This window comes from Planctobacterium sp. AWH2_060 (genome assembly GCF_056158425.1).
Genome location: NZ_JBSWTG010000001.1, coordinates 4,952,833 through 4,968,671, shown reverse-complemented (window position 1 = coordinate 4,968,671; position 15,839 = coordinate 4,952,833). Strand labels below are relative to the sequence as shown.

Genomic DNA, 15,839 nt, shown 5'->3' with positions numbered 1-15,839 from the left:
CGATTTTTGAGCGACATCGGACACAGCCTGACCTAACCGAAGCTACAACCTAATTATTTTGGCTACATCTTAAATTATCGATATTGCAGTACTCAACCTACCTACAGGCTTTTGTTTTGAGTGTGCTGTTCGGTAAGCCTTTTTGGCGCCGCGGTCTAATTCAACCATTATCATTTGATTGAAATCATTGTCGGGGCGCCGACTGCGCCTCAAGGGGACCGGGCTGCGCCCCCCTTAAGAATCCCCCGCAGCCCCTGACGCGCAAAAGCATAAACTTCGCCATCAGAACAACGACGACCATCAATGACAGCACATCCCTGTGCTGGGCATTGGGTATACCAATAAGTAACGTTAAACATTCGCTCAGCGCCATATCAGCGAGCTTAATTCGAGGCGCGTGAATGAAGTAATACTGGTGGTCTTTCGAATTTCACGCAACAAAGAAGTAAGCCGCTGAGATGGCGTCTTCGATGGATTTGAAACGGTTTTATACGTCGTTAGATGTTTTTGATTTAACCCATTAAACCTGTAAACATCTGCCTTGTCTAAAACCGTTTCAATTTCCACTGAGTAGCATGCTTAACGTTACTTATTGGTATTTGATATCATCCCTGATAGCTCTCATCGTTGTTTTAACTGATGTCGCAGTTTATTGCGCGTAAAGGGAGAATAGGTTTAGCACTCCGAACAAATATTGCCGGAACCGAACCCGTAAACGAAGCAGTTTTGGATTATCTCCAAATGAACATAATTAGTTTCTGGACACTAAATGAGCACTCATGCTCTCGCCCTGGATTGGGGCCTCAAATAACACCATCACGATTGAGCTTACCCGATATAAAAACGAAAAAAACGTTGAAGTCCGAAACCCGGAAGGCTCTAAGCCAGAGGTTGTCTATCGACGATTCAGCTTCATTTCCACCATAGATGCGCTAAAACCCAACTTCTCATAGGCGCGTATTGCCGATTGATTATCAGCGTACACATCCAGATAGAAATCATGCACATCTCGATTTTTAGCCCAATCTATCAGCTTTGCCATTAATTGCTGATTAAGGCCCTGGCCGCGGTACTCGGGAGCTACGTACATAAAACCCAGGTAAGCGTCAAACTCATGAGCTAAAGAAGCTTTCGACTTTCTGATTTTGACATATACCCAAATCACCTCAAGATACTGTTTCAGAGCTATCACAGCGCTTTCAGTACAAGGCGCATGTGAGAAGGAATGTCGGCTACCTTTCAAACACATGCAACACAGTAATGGAAGTGCTGTGTTGCTCCCGAAGGGCGTGGCTAAAAAACCTTTATACTGCATTAAAATGACTTGACGTGAGAGCAACCATGCCTACGTCATTTTTACTTGTCTAAACGTTTTTTATCTCACGCTGAAAGCTAGCATCTTGAGGTGATTTGGGTATTACCTGTAGCCACTATATCGCCCTGCGCTTCTGCCACCAGCAAATAACAATCAGGGCTGCTGATGAGTTCGGGCAAATCGTAGTATCGAGCACCTTGCGGTTTGATCTCAGAGTTAAAAGGGCGTTCTGCATCTACCACGGCTTGCTCCAGCGCTTCCAGCCGTGGTAAATCTTCAGGGTTGGCTTTTCTAAATTCCATGACCTGATTATTGCTTTTTGTAAGCGCGAACCATCAGGAAAACGCCGATAATCACCATGGGTAATGACAACACCTGGCCCTGCGAAATAATTCCGCCATACAAGCCCAAATGAGCATCTGGCTCGCGGAAATACTCGACGATAAAGCGGAATGCACCATAACCAATTAAAAACAAACCACCAACAGCGCCAACCGGGCGTTGTTTTTTAGAGTAAATCCACAGTATCAGGAACAGTACCAGACCTTCTAAAAAGAACTCGTACAATTGCGATGGGTGTCTGGGTAAGGGACCTGCATTGGGGAATACAACGCCCCAGGGAACATCTGTGGTTCTGCCCCACAACTCGGCATTGATAAAATTGCCAATTCTTCCTGCCCCAAGACCAATTGGCACTAATGGCGCAACAAAATCACCGACGTAAAACAACGAAGTTTGTTTTCTGCGAGCAAACCAATAGAGAGCAGCAACGACACCTAACAGACCACCGTGGAAAGACATGCCGCCGGTCCAGATCTTAAAGAGGTATAACGGGTCTGCCAAGAACATATCAAACTGATAAAAGAACACATAACCAATGCGCCCCCCCAGAATCACACCTAAAAAGCCATAAAACAGCATGTCGCTGAGCTCTTCTTTACTCCAGTTAGTGCGATGCAGGCGCTTGTTCGCCAAAATAAAAGCTGCCACAAACCCAATCAGGTACATCAGGCCATACCATCTTAGACTCAGTGGTCCAATACTAAAAATCACCGGGTCAATTGCGGGAAACGTAATAAAATTATCTGACATAAAGACTAGTTTAAGTAAGTGTTCTGATAAGAAGGCCGCATGGTAGCAGGAAGGTGAGATTTTTGTAATAGCTACAAAATATTATGTAACTTATTTGCCCGCGCGCACCAGGCCACCCAGCCCAAGGTACTCTAATTCCATGTTCAGAAAATCTTTGATCTCTGTCGCTTCAGACATGGACAGCGCTTTTTGCAGTATCGCCTGCATTTTTTCCTGACTCTGGCGTCGGATCACCCACTTAACTCTGGCCATACTGTAACCATTGATACTCAATTTATTGTACCCCATAGCCACCAACAGCATGACACCAGCAGGCTCAGCAGCCAGTTCACCACAAACGGTAACAGGGACATCCAGGCGTTTGGTTACCTGAGCGATATGATGCAACGCCCTGAGCACTGACGGGTGATAGCTTTGATACAGCTCAGAGACTCTGGGATTATTTCTGTCTACAGCCAACAGGTATTGGGTTAAGTCATTGCTGCCCACTGAGAAAAAATCCACCAAAGAGGCAAGCTCTTCCAGTTGCCACAATACAGAAGGCACCTCCAGCATTACCCCAACTCTGGGTTTATGTACTTCTTCCCCTTCCCGATTGGCCTCTTCCCGCACCTCATAAAATGCTTGTCTTATCAGCCGTTTAGCCTCTTTAACTTCTTCGACGGAGGTGATCATGGGCAACATGATCTGTAAGTTGTGTAGTCCGGCACTGGCCTTAATCATGGCCCGCACCTGCACCAAAAATATCTCTGGATGATCTAAGGTCATGCGGATGCCACGCCAGCCCAGGAAAGGATTCTCTTCCTGGAATGGAAAATAAGGCAAGGGTTTATCTCCGCCAACATCCAGGGTGCGCATGGTTACTGCGCGCTTGTGGTATTTCTGCAACAAGGCGCGATACAAAACGCGCTGTTCTTCTTCGCCAGGAAAACGATCATGTGACATGAAAGGAATTTCGGTCCGATAAAGCCCCACCCCGTCAGCATCATCACTGAACTTTTCTTCCAGTTCCTGAGACAAACCGACGTTCAGATAAAGTCCAATATGCTGACCATCCAGGGTTACAGCATCTTGCCCCAGTTCCGCTGATACCAGTTTGTTTAGCTCTCTCTCTTCCTGAATGAGGGCCTCAAAACTGATTCGTTTTTGCATTTCAGGGGCAACGGTAATTTCGCCGGAATAACCATCTAACAACAGCTCTTTGCCAGCCAAATGACTGACATGCAGCTCCGTAACCCCCAGTACTGCGGGGATCCCCATGGCCCTGGCTAAAATTGCGGCATGAGAGTTTACCGAGCCACGCATGGCAATAATGCCTTTGAGCTTTTTAGCCGGAATTTCTGCCAGCATAGTGGCGGTTATTTCTTCCGCCACCAAAATTGCTTTGGAGGGTATTTGAGCCGCCTTGCGTTTATCATTCACCAGGTGGCCAAAAACGCGATCCCCCAGATCCACTACATCCACCGCCCGCTCCTGCATATAACTGTCTTGCATCTGAGAAAACTGACGGGCGTAATTTCCCACCACCTGTTTTAGTGAGGTAGCGGCATTCCAACCGGAGCGGATTTTCTCTTCAACTTCTTTGCCCAGGCTCGCAGCATCCAGCAGGAAATCGTAGGTTTGAAAAATATTAGCGACATCCTTGGGGACATTCTGAGCTACCTGACTGGTGAGTTTTCGGATATCTGCTTTCGTGCGTTTAACTGCGCGTCGATAGCGGGAGACCTCTTCTTCCAATTTAGAACTTCTGGCAGCGATATAATCTGACAATCTGGCCTTTTTGTTGGGCTGGAAGCCTGTCCCCACAGCCAGTCCGGATGACCCAGGACGGCCATATAAGGCCTTTTGCCACAACTGAATGCCATCACTACCGGACAGCTTAACCGCGCCACGAGCTTCGGCATTAGCCACTTCCAGCGCCATTTGTGCGGCCAGCGTAATAAGCAGAGATTCTTCTTCTTCGGCAAAGCGACGTCGGGACTTCTGTTGGACCGAAATCACTCCTAACACTTTGCGTTGGTGAATAATAGGCGTGCCTAAAAAGGCGTGATAGGACTCTTCTTTAACATCCGGATAATGTTTAAATCTGGGATGAGATTGGGCATCTGCGATATTAATTGGTTCTTCCCGTTGACCAATCCAACCAACAATTCCCTCAGAAAAACCAATACGCGTTACCCCAATAGCTTCTTTAGCCAAGCCCTCAGTGGCGACTAAAACAAAACATTGGTTTTCGCTATCAGCCAGGTAGATTGTACAACAGTCTACCCGCATTGCTTCTTTTAACAATTCACTGACGCGTTGCAGAGCCTCTTCCAGTACCGGAATATGGCCAATTTCTTCAACGATCTGCCTAAGCGTGCTCAGCATAAATGATGGCTTCCGTTAACGACGTCGTCGTTTTTTACGCTTGTTATCAAAAGCAGATTTGTTCAGGTTCATCGCCACAGGCACAAACTCCTTCATCACTTTTCGATATACATCGCGTTTAAACGACACCACATTACGAATAGGGTACCAATAGCTTACCCAACGCCAGTCATCAAACTCCGGATGACCGGAATGCAATAGATTTACATCTTCATCAGCACAAGTTAATTGCAATAAAAACCACTTTTGTTTTTGACCGATACAAACCGGATTCGAATCTTGCCGAATCAGGCGTTTGGGTAACCGGTAACGGATCCAGTTTTTGGTGACTCTTAAAATTTTAACTTGCTGTGGATTAAGACCTACCTCCTCGTGTAATTCTCTGAACATGGCTTCTTCAGCCGATTCGCCTTGATCGATCCCGCCTTGTGGAAATTGCCAGGAATGCTGCCCAAATCTTCTGGCCCAAAATACCTGACCGTTGCGATTACAAATCACTATGCCCACATTTGCGCGGAATCCTTCTGTGTCAATCACTTAGACTCCCGGGCACAAATATTGTTATATTCCCCATTCTTCCACAAAGTGTCATAATTGCCTAGTGCCTAAATCTCACCTGAGCCTAAATAACCATTAATCCACAAAGCTATTGCGTAACTAACTATGACAACTCCTCTCTTGCGCCCGCCCACGAAGCCGCCTGAATCTACAACACAACTGATGGACAGAGTCGCCGCCATTGCAGGCCTGACTCTGGGAGAGCTGGCTACTGCCGCCCAAATTGCGATACCGCAAGATTTCAAAAAAGAAAAGGGCTGGACGGGACAACTAATCGAGTTATGGCTGGGCGCAGATGCAGGCTCAAAACCGGAACAAGACTTTGTTTCGTTAGGTATTGAGCTTAAAACATTACCGATAAACAACCAGGGCAAAGTGCTGGAAACCACCTATGTATGTTATGCCCATTTAACCGGCAATCAGGGGCTTAACTGGCAAAGTTGCAATGTTCGCAATAAATTGCGACAGGTGCTGTGGCTACCGATTGTGGGCGAACGGTCGATTTCACCAGCAAACCGCATGGTGGGCACGGGCTTTTTGTGGCAACCGGATGCAGATGAGGAAGCGCTGTTACGTCAGGACTGGGAAGAACATATGGAAAACATTACGCTGGGCAATATTGATTCGCTTAGCGCCCGACACGGCGAAATATTGCAACTGCGGCCCAAAGCCGCCAATGGTAGTGTCGTAACTGAGGCCATCGGTCAGGAAGGTCATGCCATCCAAACCCGACCCAGAGGGTTTTATTTGCGTAAACAATTTACCCAGACGATAGTGGACAGGTTTTTCGCCTAACCTTTACGCTGCAATAACCTGTCGTGTTCTTCCTGAGACAAGCCTTCATCAGAGGCCATGTTTTGCACATATTTAACAAACATATCACTCAATACTTTTTCCGAGGTAAAGCCGAGGCGTCTGGCAATGGCTGAAATTTTAATATCGGAACGAAGAATGATCTTTTTCGCGTATTCCAGACGGTAGTGGTACATGTAGGCACGAAAGTTACGGTTGAGCATGGAGCGCGTCGACACTGCCAATTGCTTAGGTTCAATTTCTGCCAAATCGGCTAAGGTGCGCAGCCGCAGGCCAATACTTTTGTACAACTTATTGCGGATAATAGCGCGCTCCGCTTTGGCCAAAATCATGCGCATCTCTTCTTCGCTGTAACTGCGATCTTCCAGGTCTTCCGAGTCAATCGGACATGGAGAGAAGCGACGACGTTGTAACATCAAAAGAATGATTACATAGAAAATCCCAAAATGAAGTAATGAGATGATGCCCTGCCAGTAGCTAAACTGCACCAACTCCAGCGCAGTAACAATAACCAATAAGATGGCTCCGAAGGAGATAGTCACCAGTCCGGTAAACATTTTCATGGATGGCGGTAATTCGTAATGGGTAATATCAACCACCTGATCAGACAAATGAAATTCATAGTCTTTTACCATGTCATCAATTTTCAGAGCATAGATAAGCACGGCGAAATTGCTCAGCATGTAGAACACGTAAAATGGCCAGTTATCGGCAATATTACCGATAGGAGGATTGCTAAACAGGGCTATTTTGGCGGTATCAGAAAACAGCAAAAAAGGAATCTCAGCACAGAAAAACAAGGCAGCGATGCCCTGATGAAACCATTTATTGCGGATGGGCTTCTCTATCAGCATCCTATGCATCGCCAGATATACCTGGGATGCCAGTAACACTGGCGTAAACTGAAACAGTCCAATTAAAAACGGAAATTCGGCCAGTAAACCGGAAAAACGCAATACTTCGTCCAGCATCACCAATGGCAAAATAAGGATTGCCATTAATACCTGAGACGCATGGGGCATCACATCGTATCTTACCCAGATAAGAACGAGAGGAATGAGCCAGAGTATAAATCCTAAGCTAAGCATGGTGCTGTTTTAATCACTCTTTTTATGCTGCGGGGTAATTTACACCACAAATCACCGCGGAGAATCATTTATTGATGTATAAAGGTCTGGTTTGACTGTAACCAGGTTATCGGAAAAACCTTAAAATACTTGAACTTATTCACTTTGAGCCACAAGTGCAGCCTCACGACTTAGCTCCATTACTTCAAATAAGCTATCCTGTTTGGCCACGCACCACTGCACCAGATTGTCATCACCTTCGGAAGATAATTTCCGCAAATTGCCCTCCAGGGTGTGCAATACCTTAAGCTCTTCAGCGCCGTCCAACAAGTCTGTCCAGGTTTCCAGACTTTGTCCGGTGCGACTGCCAACCGCATTGCCCAGCAACTTTTGGATCTGAACCACTCGCTGCAGAGCAGGAATATGCTCTAAATAAGCATCAACCGATTCTTTCGATTTAAACTGAAATTGTTCAAATATACTCTTCAGTTCGTCACGGATGGCGATTTTGGCAAAGCGGTTGATGGATTCTTCTTGCCAACTGGGATCACTGGTCCAGGGCTTATGGGTCAGCATCTCAAGGATATTTAACTGCAACAGAATATAACCTTTTTGTTGCAGCAGTTTTAAGGGTTCGTGGGTTTCCAGCAACTCAACCTGTCGAGCTTGAAGATGCTGTAATACAGCATCGTGCTTCTGCAATTTCTTGCGGTAAAAACCCTTTTTAGACAACAGCTCTTTGATGTCAGCCAGTTCGTCCACCCATTGCCATTCGCGCAATTGGTTTTTAAGCTGTTTGGATAAAGAGGCAAACTCAGGGCAGCTCAGCTGTTTTTCAAACAACTTCAGATTGCGCTTCATCAGCTTCATGATGGCAACTAACTCAACGATGTCTCGTACTTTGCCAAGCTCGACATATCGCTGTTCGTGGCGCTGCCAAAACTCCACTAACACTGACATCAAAGTGACAAACGCATCTTGCAGACTGGTGTGTTTGACGATCGGAAATTCCGGTTTCCTGGTTCCGAGCTCGATATCTTCACCCAGAAACAGTTCATATCCCCGCTGGGCCTTACTTTTATAGCCCAAACGAAACGGCACTGCATCCAGCAGTGCTCTGGCTAACTCAAACAAGGCATCGGGCGTACCTTTTTTAAGCTCTAACTCCACTTCACAAACCGGCGTGTGATATTTATCGGTTTCGATTTCACCTGAATCAAATACCATTTCCACCTCAGCATCACTGCTGGTTTTGATCAGGTACTGTTCTCTTCGGAAATGAGTACTAAACAATGAGCTTAGGCGGAATTTTAAGTCTTCGGCGTTGAGTGACTCGGGCCAGACTTCTTCGGGAAAAAGTGTGATATCCAGTTGATTTGAGGGCAAGGAGACATTGTATTCGGCACGTTTGTGCAAGCCACCCACCGACGCATCTCTGCTTTTGATGGTTTGCTCGTATTCGCCATTGTTACCGCGTACTCTGAGCCCCATGCCATGCTGCCGCAATAGTTGTTCAGGCGTATCATAATAGGAGTTAAACAACTGAACCGATTCGTGTTCAAACTCAGCTTTCAGCTCTGGTAGAAATTGCTTGCGGATTTTACTTTCTGCATCAGCAGCAACCAGCAATTTCAGCTCTATTTCACTGTCCATCGAAAAGAAAAATCACCATTACTTGTCATAAGAAAAAACGAACCTAATCCACAGGAGAAGGCTCGTTGTTATAATCGTTAATATAACCGAAGTGAGTTTAAATTACTCATAAAATTTAATGCGCCGGCGGCCCTTTAATATTGCCCACTCATTTACCATTGCGAATATTGGCTCGGGTGTGGGCGACACTGCGCCAGATGGCATTTACCCACAACATGTGTAATCCGGGTTGCTGTCCTCTGAATGTCGGGCTTTCAGGCATACTAATTACCATACCCTTACCGAAATCTTCCAGAGTCAAAAAGGGCTTGTAAGCCAGTTGCTGATTGTAATCTTGCCACAAATAGCCACTGGCCAATACCGAATCAGCATCGGCAAAATGCGCCACATTTACGCCCTGCCCCCGGTTCAGTGGTTGATAGGTAACATTGCCGGACGCAAAGCTATATACCGGTCTGGTGATACCAGCCATCATCCAGTGCTCAGTGTTGGGCTGTACCTTGAGTATGTTACCCGGTGAGTATTCCATCGAACGCTGCGGATCCACCTGCAACGACTCATACTGATTGGCGTCGGTTATCACCAGAGATCCCGACTGCTGTGACGCCTTTCGCGCGTCAATCAGGTTTTCTTCCACCTGTAACGCGCTCAACTGGTTTTCTGTTAAAAATTCAATGGCACTATCCAGCGCAACAATAACGCCCCCCTGACGCAACCAGGTTTTTAGTTTTTCCGTACCACTTTTAGACAGGTATGAGGAATAGTCGCCGCCACCCGGTAGAATCAAAGCATCAAACTCAAATAGGTTTACGCTGTTGAGATATTTGGCAGCAATCACATTCACTGGTTGGTTCAGTTGTCGCTCGAAAACATAACGAGTTGCACCTGCCAGATAAGAAGAAGTCGGACTATCCCATAGCAAAGCAATATTCGGTGCTTTCATCTTTACCACGTGCTGGCTACCAAAGTTAACTCCCTGATCTACCCAGCCGGTATCAGTGCTCACCAACTCCACCTGATACTCACGAGCTAACGCCAGAAGTTGTGCGCTATTTTCTTCAGACAGCTGTTTTTTATAGATAATCAGTGATCCTTTAGGAAAAGTGCGACTTTTTTGCGTAAAGGACTTGTCACTACTCCAGATTTCAATCCCCGTTTGCAATGCCTGCACCAAAAACAGAGCACTGCCGGTGTGTTGCCAGTCTATTAGCCAAGCCAACTCGCCTTCACCGCTCTGTTTTAATTCGCTGTTTGTTTCCAAAATCTGACCAGCAATGCCTGGCGCTTTGTTGCAATAATGCACATTGACATTGTGGGTCAATCGTTTCGACCAGGCAGTGACATCATACAATACGTGACTTTTGTGCTGTCTTCGCAAATTTTCCTGCAATGCTATAAAGTCTTTTTCCATCGGGATGTGCTGATCCAGATAGTTGCGGATCATGCGATAGTTGGGCTGCGCCATATCAATCACATAATCTCCTTGCGCAAAATTATTGCCGCAGGCTCTGAACTTTTGTTCCGCCTGATTAATTTCAATGCCCTGAAGTTGCAGCAATCTGGCTAGTTTATCTGCGTTATAGGGATCCTCGGTTCGGCTCAGTATGATTTGTCGCACGTCACCAGACTTGCCCTCATCAATTGCGCTATCCCGATATTCCCAAAAGCGCTGCAGAAACAGCGTCCGGTGTTTTGCCGCTGTTTCAAGGGTGGCCACGGAAGCAACAAAATGGTGTTCCACCGCATCGCGATAAGTAAAGGTCTCGCCCAGTTTATTGGTGGCCTTTAATCCCCTGGGAGAGGCTTGTTCATAGGTCATGCCCAGCGCGCCATAAAACACCGGCCATCCAGCTCCATACCCAGGGAAGAACGCATCGTAAATTTCTCGGGTAAAATAGCGCCATCCCTGTTGATCAAAATATTTAGCGTTATTTTTGCCGATGATCTCCAGGCCTTGCTTTTGCACGTCGGTGATATAGGGGTTAAAGGGGTCTGCTTCTGGGGTAAAGTAATAGGTATAATCTGTACCAAATTCGTGTAAATCCACTGCAATTAACGGCAGCCACTGAGATAGCAACTTCACCCTGCCCAGCGTTTCCGGTTGTGTAACCGCCGCCCAGTCACGGTTTAAATCGAATAAATAGTGATTAGTTCTGCCGGTATTCCAACCTTCCCGACGTTCAGTGGCAAACGCATGACCATTGGCTTGTGGGCCTGTATTATTCTCAAAATGATGAATAAACTTTTCCCGGCCGTCAGGGTTCTGAATAGGGTCGAGTAACAACACAACATTATCCAGAATCTCTCTGGTCATGGCCTCTTCCGAGGCCAGCAAGTGGTAAGCCACCTGAAGCGCTGCATCCGGAGAAGAGACTTCGTTGCCATGTACCCCATAGCCTAACCAAACGATAGCAGGAAGAGCCGCAAGCTGCGCCTGCATCGCCTGTTTATCGGTTTGTCTGGGATCGGCAAATTTTCGGTAACTGGCGCGAATTTCATCCAGTTTTGCCAGGTTATCCGCCGAACTTATCACCGCATAATGAAGTGTTCTCCCTTGCCAACTTTTGCCATAGGGCAACACCTTTAGATTGTTTGGGTGAGCTTCTGCCAAAGCTTTAAGGTAGCCTTCAATTTGCGCCGTATTGCTCAGCTTTTCACCGGTTTCATAGCCATATAGCGAAGCTAAGGTGGGTGTCCCCTTATCATAGTTAGCACCTGGCCAAAGTCCCGCCACAGCCCAGTTGTGACACAATAAAATAGAAGCTAAAAAGACAATATAACGCATTGTTTTTGAGACGAATAATGAAGTCAGATGTGGCCAGTATGGCACTGTTGGAAGAATTTTAAAATGCTTATATGGTGCCCACAATTCGTTGTTCAATTGTCCGACAACCAGGTCTCGATGTTTTTGAAATTAATTGTTCATAGTGATAACCAGTTAACATTTTTTAAAATACCCTGTGGTTGAGCACAAATAAGCATGGATAAACGGTTGCAATATTATTTCAAGAACCTAATATTTCTGTATCACACAGGAAGCGGTGTAAGCACATGATAAAACGATTATTTTTTCTTCTATTTTTAATTAATACCCACGCACTCATCGCTCAGGAAAACGACGATCTGAGTAGTGCTGACACCAGCAACGTCGAAACAAATAATGCCTTCGTTTCCGATGACCTCTTCATCTATATGCATTCGGGTCCAGGCACCAATTATCGCATCTTGGGTTCGGTTACCGCCGGTAGTGCAGTTACTATACTCAGCACCGACGAAGAAGCCGGTTTTAGTGAAATAGTTGACGAGCGAGACAGAACCGGTTGGATTAAAACAGAATTTGTGGCCGAAACGTCAATAAGACAACAAATCCAGCAACTCACCGCACAACTGGAAGACACGCAACCTCAACTGCAAACCCAATCAGATGAGATCCTGCGCCTTGAGAGTGTATTACGCGCTGCTGAGCAAGAGAAAGTCGACCTTAACCGCCAACTGGAAGAACAGATACAACTGGCAAATCAGCTGCAACAGCAAATATCTCTGCAAACCACGGATGCCGAAAAAGAGATGTTTTATCGCGGTGCTATCGTGGCTGGCAGTGGTGCTCTGGCAGGTATATTGCTGACTTTACTAATGCGCCGCAAAAAGCGCTCTGACGCACTTTACGATCGCTATTAGGTTAACAGGGTTATACGAATGGCTGTAGGTTTGAATTGAGCTACAGGGATGTAGTGAATGCCGATTTTGCAGGAGCAAAAATCGGCCATTAGAACAGCGATGGTTGAATTTAGTAGCGGTGTCTGAATAAATTCAGACCTACAAAGGTAGGTTCGAATTCATTCGAACAGCGATGGTTGAATTTGGTAACGGTGCCTGAATAAATTCAGACCACCATCGTTTGAAATAACGATTTTTGCTCCTGCAAAATCTGGCTCTGCCAATTACCCAGTAATTTTCCATTAAGAAAAGCTATTTCAATATATTTTCTGTATTAAAAACTGAATCTGCGAGGCACAATAGCGTCATTGCAAATCAATGTTATTCCTGATGAAAGCCATTACCGAGTTATCCGATCTACTAAAAAATATGACACCGGTTTTACACCCGGACAGTTGGGTATTTTGCTGCGTACTACAGTCACAAATGACCCCGGACGTTACAAATCAGTGTTTTGCCATTATTAAAGAACAAGAAGGTATTACTCTGATCGCCCCGGCAGATGCCGCAGCAGAATTAGGTTGTAAAGAAGCTGAGCAATTTTGTCGCATTGAGCTAGAGGTTTACTCCAGCCTGGAAGCCGTCGGTTTAACCGCCGCCGTTAGTCAGCGTCTCACCGAGCATCATATCAGTGCCAATGTGGTGGCGGCATTCCATCACGATCATATTTTTGTACCTAAAGCAGATGCTGAACGAGCACTCAAGGCATTGCAAATGCTAAGTATAGAGCACCAATAATGTGGCAAAGCATAATGTGGACTGAGATCTTGGGCATGATTGGCGTATTCATGGTGTTAGGAGCCTATTTCGCCCTGCAATCAGGATGGCTGAATGGTCAGGGGGTTAACTATGCGCTGTTAAACCTGATTGGTGCCACACTGGTAATGATTTCTCTATTGGGTTCAGACAATTTTGCCGCCATGGCATTAGAAGGAGCCTGGATAATGATTAGCTTATATGGATTGTATCGGGCGCTGAAAAAGCATCACCGGAGTCCGGGCTAAGACTCCGGCCGCATTGAGAATTGTGCTTATTTGAAATACTTATCCGCGTTGCTGAAAAAGGCGTTCAATACTTTCACATTGGCCTCCAACTGTTTTTGTACCCGCCCTGGAAACACTGACTCCAGGTGTTTTAACTGATCATTGCCAGAATGCCATATTCTCCCCCACTGAGATTCAGCATCTCGATCGCAAGCAGTGACATTTTCAGCATCAAAGCAATCCCATAAGCCTGGATTCGTGGATTGCGAATAACCATCATAGCCATCCTTACCATTGATCTGAAAGTTGGTAGTTTCTATATAGGCAATCGGGATGCCGTTACAGGAGAAGGACTCATGATCAGACCAATCACCGGTGACCCCTTCCGGATAACCGGGAAACTCTGGATGAATTTTGTGGGCCTCGTCTCCCAGCTGTTCAATCGAGGCTTGTAATACTGCCTCTCTCATTGTGGTGTCAGCATTGTATTTACTGTTATCCCCCCCGCACTTGTAAGGTGTCGTATGAGCGCTGTGAACATAAAGATAATCGCCACCAGCTACGGTATCCAGGTTAACCATTCCGATTATATTTGCTATTTCCTGCGGTGTTTCCTGCAAGCTTTCCAGGTACGCCCTGGAACCCACTTTGCCAATTTCTTCAGCCCCAAAAGCGATAAAACGAATACTGAACGGTAGCTTTTCTTGCTGGCTGATATGTTTGGCTACCGCCAACATAACCGACAATCCAGCACCATTGTCCATCGCGCCCTGCGAGCCTCTATTGGAGCCTGTGGAATCAAAGTGTGCGCCCAGTACCAGCATTTTCTCTGAGCTGCCTTTGATGTCAGCAATGATATTGCTGGATTTCAGAAAGGTGCCCTTTTTGCTCAGTACCGGGTGGCTAAACTTGTGAACAACGGGCTCATACCCCATCTCAGTAAAGGTCTTAAACACAAAATCTGCGGTTTTTTGTTCTGCATCCGTACCAGCCTCTCTGGCTCCGATACCGTTTTCAGGCAAGGTCACCGCCTCCAGATATTGCATTACCGCGCTTTGGGTATTGGCTGAAACAGACAGAGAACCGGCCATCGCCAGAGGAACCAGTGTCGCTATTAAACTTTTTGTAAATTTATTCATGTTGGGTGCGCATTTGATTTAAACATTGCATTAAGCTTAACCCTAAGATTTAAAAAGTAAATGTGCAGGTCTTCTCTGCTCCTCTTTCATCCCATTAGCAATCGGGATAAACTGCTGGCATAACTCAATTGCGGAGCTGTGCATGATTTCTCTCGAAACATTTCTGGCCTTTAGTCTGGCGGCGTTTTTACTCAGTATTTCCCCCGGCCCTTCTAATCTTTATATTATGGCCCGCAGCATTCATCAGGGATTTATTGGTGGCGCAGCCGCTGCTAGCGGCATGGCAATGGGTTCATTTATTTATGTGCTGTTATCAGCGTTGGGTCTGGCGGCAGTGTTTACCTACGCGCCTCTGGCCTACACCCTGTTGAAGATTGCAGGCGCTATTTATCTGATTTATTTGGGTATCAGCTACCTGAAGGCGCAGCCCGTTGTACCAACTGAAGCCTCAAATGTAGACAAACGCTCGCTGTGGAGCATTTTCAATCAAAGTATCATAGTGGAATTAACCAATCCTAAGACTGCGCTGTTTTTCTTAGCGTTTTTACCTCAGTTTGTATCACCAGAAAACGGTAATGTTACTCTGCAATTTATTTTATTGGGCAGCACCTATGCCATCATAGCGCTGTTATGCGACCTGTTTGTGGCGGCATTGTCCGGCAAACTGGGACGCTTTATGAAACAGCACCCGAAATTTATACGTTATCAGGACCGCTTCTCCGGTTCTTTACTATTGGGGCTAGGCACCTGGATAGGCGTACAAGAAGTGATAAAATAAACTCTTTGCGCTGAAGATCCAGGTTAGCTATCATTTAGGCAGGTTTCTGCGAGTCCGTTAAAATGGGAAAAATCATTACAACGCTGTTGTTTGTATTGCTGTTGGCATTGCAATACCGTTTGTGGTTTGGCAAACACAGTATTCCCGACTATTTAAACATGGAACAAGAACTGGCAGAACAATTGTTGCACAACCAGAATTTGCGCCAACGAAACAGCTTGCTGATAGCCGATATACAGGATCTGAAAATGGGTCTGGAGTCTATTGAAGAACGGGCCAGAAACGAACTGGGCCTAATCAAACCCGGCGAAACCTTTTACCGGATACTCCCCTCAGATTAATCCTCGGCAGTGA

General features: G+C 46.1%; 16 protein-coding genes. 6 read left to right on the top strand and 10 right to left on the bottom strand.

Annotation, left to right across the window (positions count from 1 at the left end; genetic code table 11):
• Positions 1 to 209: 209 nt before the first annotated feature.
• From ACXAD8_RS21490 to rppH, 6 genes are all read right to left on the bottom strand, one after another.
• The gene (locus ACXAD8_RS21490) at positions 210 to 359 is read right to left on the bottom strand and encodes a hypothetical protein (RefSeq protein WP_475232303.1); all 150 of its coding nucleotides are present in this window, start codon (positions 357 to 359) and stop codon (positions 210 to 212) included.
• 536 nt (positions 360 to 895) lie between these two features.
• Positions 896 to 1,192 carry a GNAT family N-acetyltransferase gene (locus tag ACXAD8_RS21485; RefSeq protein ID WP_475232300.1) on the bottom strand — a complete coding sequence of 99 codons (297 nt, stop codon included), beginning with the start codon at positions 1,190 to 1,192 and terminating at the stop codon, positions 896 to 898.
• Between the two features lie 200 nt (positions 1,193 to 1,392).
• Positions 1,393 to 1,617, bottom strand: a complete 225-nt coding sequence (locus ACXAD8_RS21480) for a hypothetical protein (protein ID WP_475232298.1) — start codon at positions 1,615 to 1,617, stop codon at positions 1,393 to 1,395.
• A 7-nt stretch (positions 1,618 to 1,624) separates the two neighbouring features.
• Entirely contained in the window at positions 1,625 to 2,407 is a 783-nt protein-coding gene (gene lgt / locus ACXAD8_RS21475) for a prolipoprotein diacylglyceryl transferase (protein ID WP_475232296.1), read from the bottom strand.
• Positions 2,408 to 2,497: 90 nt separating this feature from the next.
• Entirely contained in the window at positions 2,498 to 4,777 is a 2,280-nt protein-coding gene (gene ptsP / locus ACXAD8_RS21470; RefSeq protein ID WP_475232294.1) for a phosphoenolpyruvate--protein phosphotransferase, read from the bottom strand.
• A 15-nt stretch (positions 4,778 to 4,792) separates the two neighbouring features.
• The gene (gene rppH / locus ACXAD8_RS21465) at positions 4,793 to 5,314 is read right to left on the bottom strand and encodes an RNA pyrophosphohydrolase (protein ID WP_475232292.1); all 522 of its coding nucleotides are present in this window, start codon (positions 5,312 to 5,314) and stop codon (positions 4,793 to 4,795) included.
• A gap of 126 nt (positions 5,315 to 5,440) precedes the next feature.
• Here rppH and mutH point away from each other — a divergent pair, with 126 nt between their 5' ends.
• Positions 5,441 to 6,130: a DNA mismatch repair endonuclease MutH gene (gene mutH / locus ACXAD8_RS21460; protein WP_475232290.1), complete on the top strand. Its 690-nt coding sequence runs from the start codon at positions 5,441 to 5,443 to the stop codon at positions 6,128 to 6,130.
• Here the strand turns inward: mutH and ACXAD8_RS21455 are convergent.
• The 3 genes from ACXAD8_RS21455 to ACXAD8_RS21445 all read right to left on the bottom strand — a co-directional run bounded on the left by ACXAD8_RS21455 (position 6,127) and on the right by ACXAD8_RS21445 (position 11,653).
• Positions 6,127 to 7,146 (bottom strand): helix-turn-helix domain-containing protein, encoded by a 1,020-nt coding sequence (locus ACXAD8_RS21455; RefSeq protein ID WP_475232288.1) that lies wholly within the window; start codon positions 7,144 to 7,146, stop codon positions 6,127 to 6,129. The genes mutH and ACXAD8_RS21455 overlap by 4 nt on opposite strands.
• Positions 7,147 to 7,371: 225 nt before the next feature.
• Complete coding sequence (locus ACXAD8_RS21450; RefSeq protein WP_475232286.1) at positions 7,372 to 8,868, bottom strand: CYTH domain-containing protein; 1,497 nt, start codon at positions 8,866 to 8,868, stop codon at positions 7,372 to 7,374.
• 148 nt (positions 8,869 to 9,016) lie between these two features.
• Positions 9,017 to 11,653: a M14 family zinc carboxypeptidase gene (locus ACXAD8_RS21445; protein WP_475232285.1), complete on the bottom strand. Its 2,637-nt coding sequence runs from the start codon at positions 11,651 to 11,653 to the stop codon at positions 9,017 to 9,019.
• 266 nt (positions 11,654 to 11,919) lie between these two features.
• On the opposite strand from ACXAD8_RS21445, the gene ACXAD8_RS21440 reads away from it, so the two are divergent.
• The 3 genes from ACXAD8_RS21440 to ACXAD8_RS21430 all read left to right on the top strand — a co-directional run bounded on the left by ACXAD8_RS21440 (position 11,920) and on the right by ACXAD8_RS21430 (position 13,589).
• Positions 11,920 to 12,546: a TIGR04211 family SH3 domain-containing protein gene (locus ACXAD8_RS21440; RefSeq protein WP_475232284.1), complete on the top strand. Its 627-nt coding sequence runs from the start codon at positions 11,920 to 11,922 to the stop codon at positions 12,544 to 12,546.
• Between the two features lie 369 nt (positions 12,547 to 12,915).
• Positions 12,916 to 13,323, top strand: coding sequence for an ACT domain-containing protein (locus ACXAD8_RS21435; protein WP_475232283.1), 408 nt, complete (start codon positions 12,916 to 12,918; stop codon positions 13,321 to 13,323).
• Positions 13,323 to 13,589, top strand: coding sequence for a CBU_0592 family membrane protein (locus ACXAD8_RS21430; RefSeq protein ID WP_475232282.1), 267 nt, complete (start codon positions 13,323 to 13,325; stop codon positions 13,587 to 13,589). Before ACXAD8_RS21435 ends, ACXAD8_RS21430 begins: the two co-directional genes overlap by 1 nt.
• 26 nt (positions 13,590 to 13,615) lie before the next feature.
• Here the strand turns inward: ACXAD8_RS21430 and ACXAD8_RS21425 are convergent, their stop codons facing one another.
• On the bottom strand, positions 13,616 to 14,707 hold the full coding sequence (locus ACXAD8_RS21425) for a M28 family metallopeptidase (RefSeq protein ID WP_475232281.1): 1,092 nt from the start codon (positions 14,705 to 14,707) through the stop codon (positions 13,616 to 13,618).
• Between the two features lie 142 nt (positions 14,708 to 14,849).
• Here ACXAD8_RS21425 and ACXAD8_RS21420 point away from each other — a divergent pair, with 142 nt between their 5' ends.
• Together ACXAD8_RS21420 and ftsB are read left to right on the top strand one after the other, a co-directional pair.
• The gene (locus ACXAD8_RS21420) at positions 14,850 to 15,485 is read left to right on the top strand and encodes a LysE family translocator (RefSeq protein ID WP_475232280.1); all 636 of its coding nucleotides are present in this window, start codon (positions 14,850 to 14,852) and stop codon (positions 15,483 to 15,485) included.
• A 62-nt stretch (positions 15,486 to 15,547) separates the two neighbouring features.
• On the top strand, positions 15,548 to 15,826 hold the full coding sequence (gene ftsB / locus ACXAD8_RS21415; protein ID WP_229528511.1) for a cell division protein FtsB: 279 nt from the start codon (positions 15,548 to 15,550) through the stop codon (positions 15,824 to 15,826).
• Positions 15,827 to 15,839: the final 13 nt, after the last annotated feature.

What these genes read in the sequence shown, in the direction of transcription:
- ACXAD8_RS21490 (WP_475232303.1), bottom strand. Translation starts at nt 359, where the DNA reads ATGTTTAACGTTACTTATTGGTATACCCAATGCCCAGCACAGGGATGT.
- ACXAD8_RS21480 (WP_475232298.1), bottom strand. Translation starts at nt 1,617, where the DNA reads ATGGAATTTAGAAAAGCCAACCCTGAAGATTTACCACGGCTGGAAGCG.
- lgt (WP_475232296.1), bottom strand. Translation starts at nt 2,407, where the DNA reads ATGTCAGATAATTTTATTACGTTTCCCGCAATTGACCCGGTGATTTTT.
- ptsP (WP_475232294.1), bottom strand. Translation starts at nt 4,777, where the DNA reads ATGCTGAGCACGCTTAGGCAGATCGTTGAAGAAATTGGCCATATTCCG.
- mutH (WP_475232290.1), top strand. Translation starts at nt 5,441, where the DNA reads ATGACAACTCCTCTCTTGCGCCCGCCCACGAAGCCGCCTGAATCTACA.
- ACXAD8_RS21455 (WP_475232288.1), bottom strand. Translation starts at nt 7,146, where the DNA reads ATGGCAATCCTTATTTTGCCATTGGTGATGCTGGACGAAGTATTGCGT.
- ACXAD8_RS21450 (WP_475232286.1), bottom strand. Translation starts at nt 8,868, where the DNA reads ATGGACAGTGAAATAGAGCTGAAATTGCTGGTTGCTGCTGATGCAGAA.
- ACXAD8_RS21445 (WP_475232285.1), bottom strand. Translation starts at nt 11,653, where the DNA reads ATGCGTTATATTGTCTTTTTAGCTTCTATTTTATTGTGTCACAACTGG.
- ACXAD8_RS21440 (WP_475232284.1), top strand. Translation starts at nt 11,920, where the DNA reads ATGATAAAACGATTATTTTTTCTTCTATTTTTAATTAATACCCACGCA.
- ACXAD8_RS21435 (WP_475232283.1), top strand. Translation starts at nt 12,916, where the DNA reads ATGAAAGCCATTACCGAGTTATCCGATCTACTAAAAAATATGACACCG.
- ACXAD8_RS21430 (WP_475232282.1), top strand. Translation starts at nt 13,323, where the DNA reads ATGTGGCAAAGCATAATGTGGACTGAGATCTTGGGCATGATTGGCGTA.
- ACXAD8_RS21425 (WP_475232281.1), bottom strand. Translation starts at nt 14,707, where the DNA reads ATGAATAAATTTACAAAAAGTTTAATAGCGACACTGGTTCCTCTGGCG.
- ACXAD8_RS21420 (WP_475232280.1), top strand. Translation starts at nt 14,850, where the DNA reads ATGATTTCTCTCGAAACATTTCTGGCCTTTAGTCTGGCGGCGTTTTTA.
- ftsB (WP_229528511.1), top strand. Translation starts at nt 15,548, where the DNA reads ATGGGAAAAATCATTACAACGCTGTTGTTTGTATTGCTGTTGGCATTG.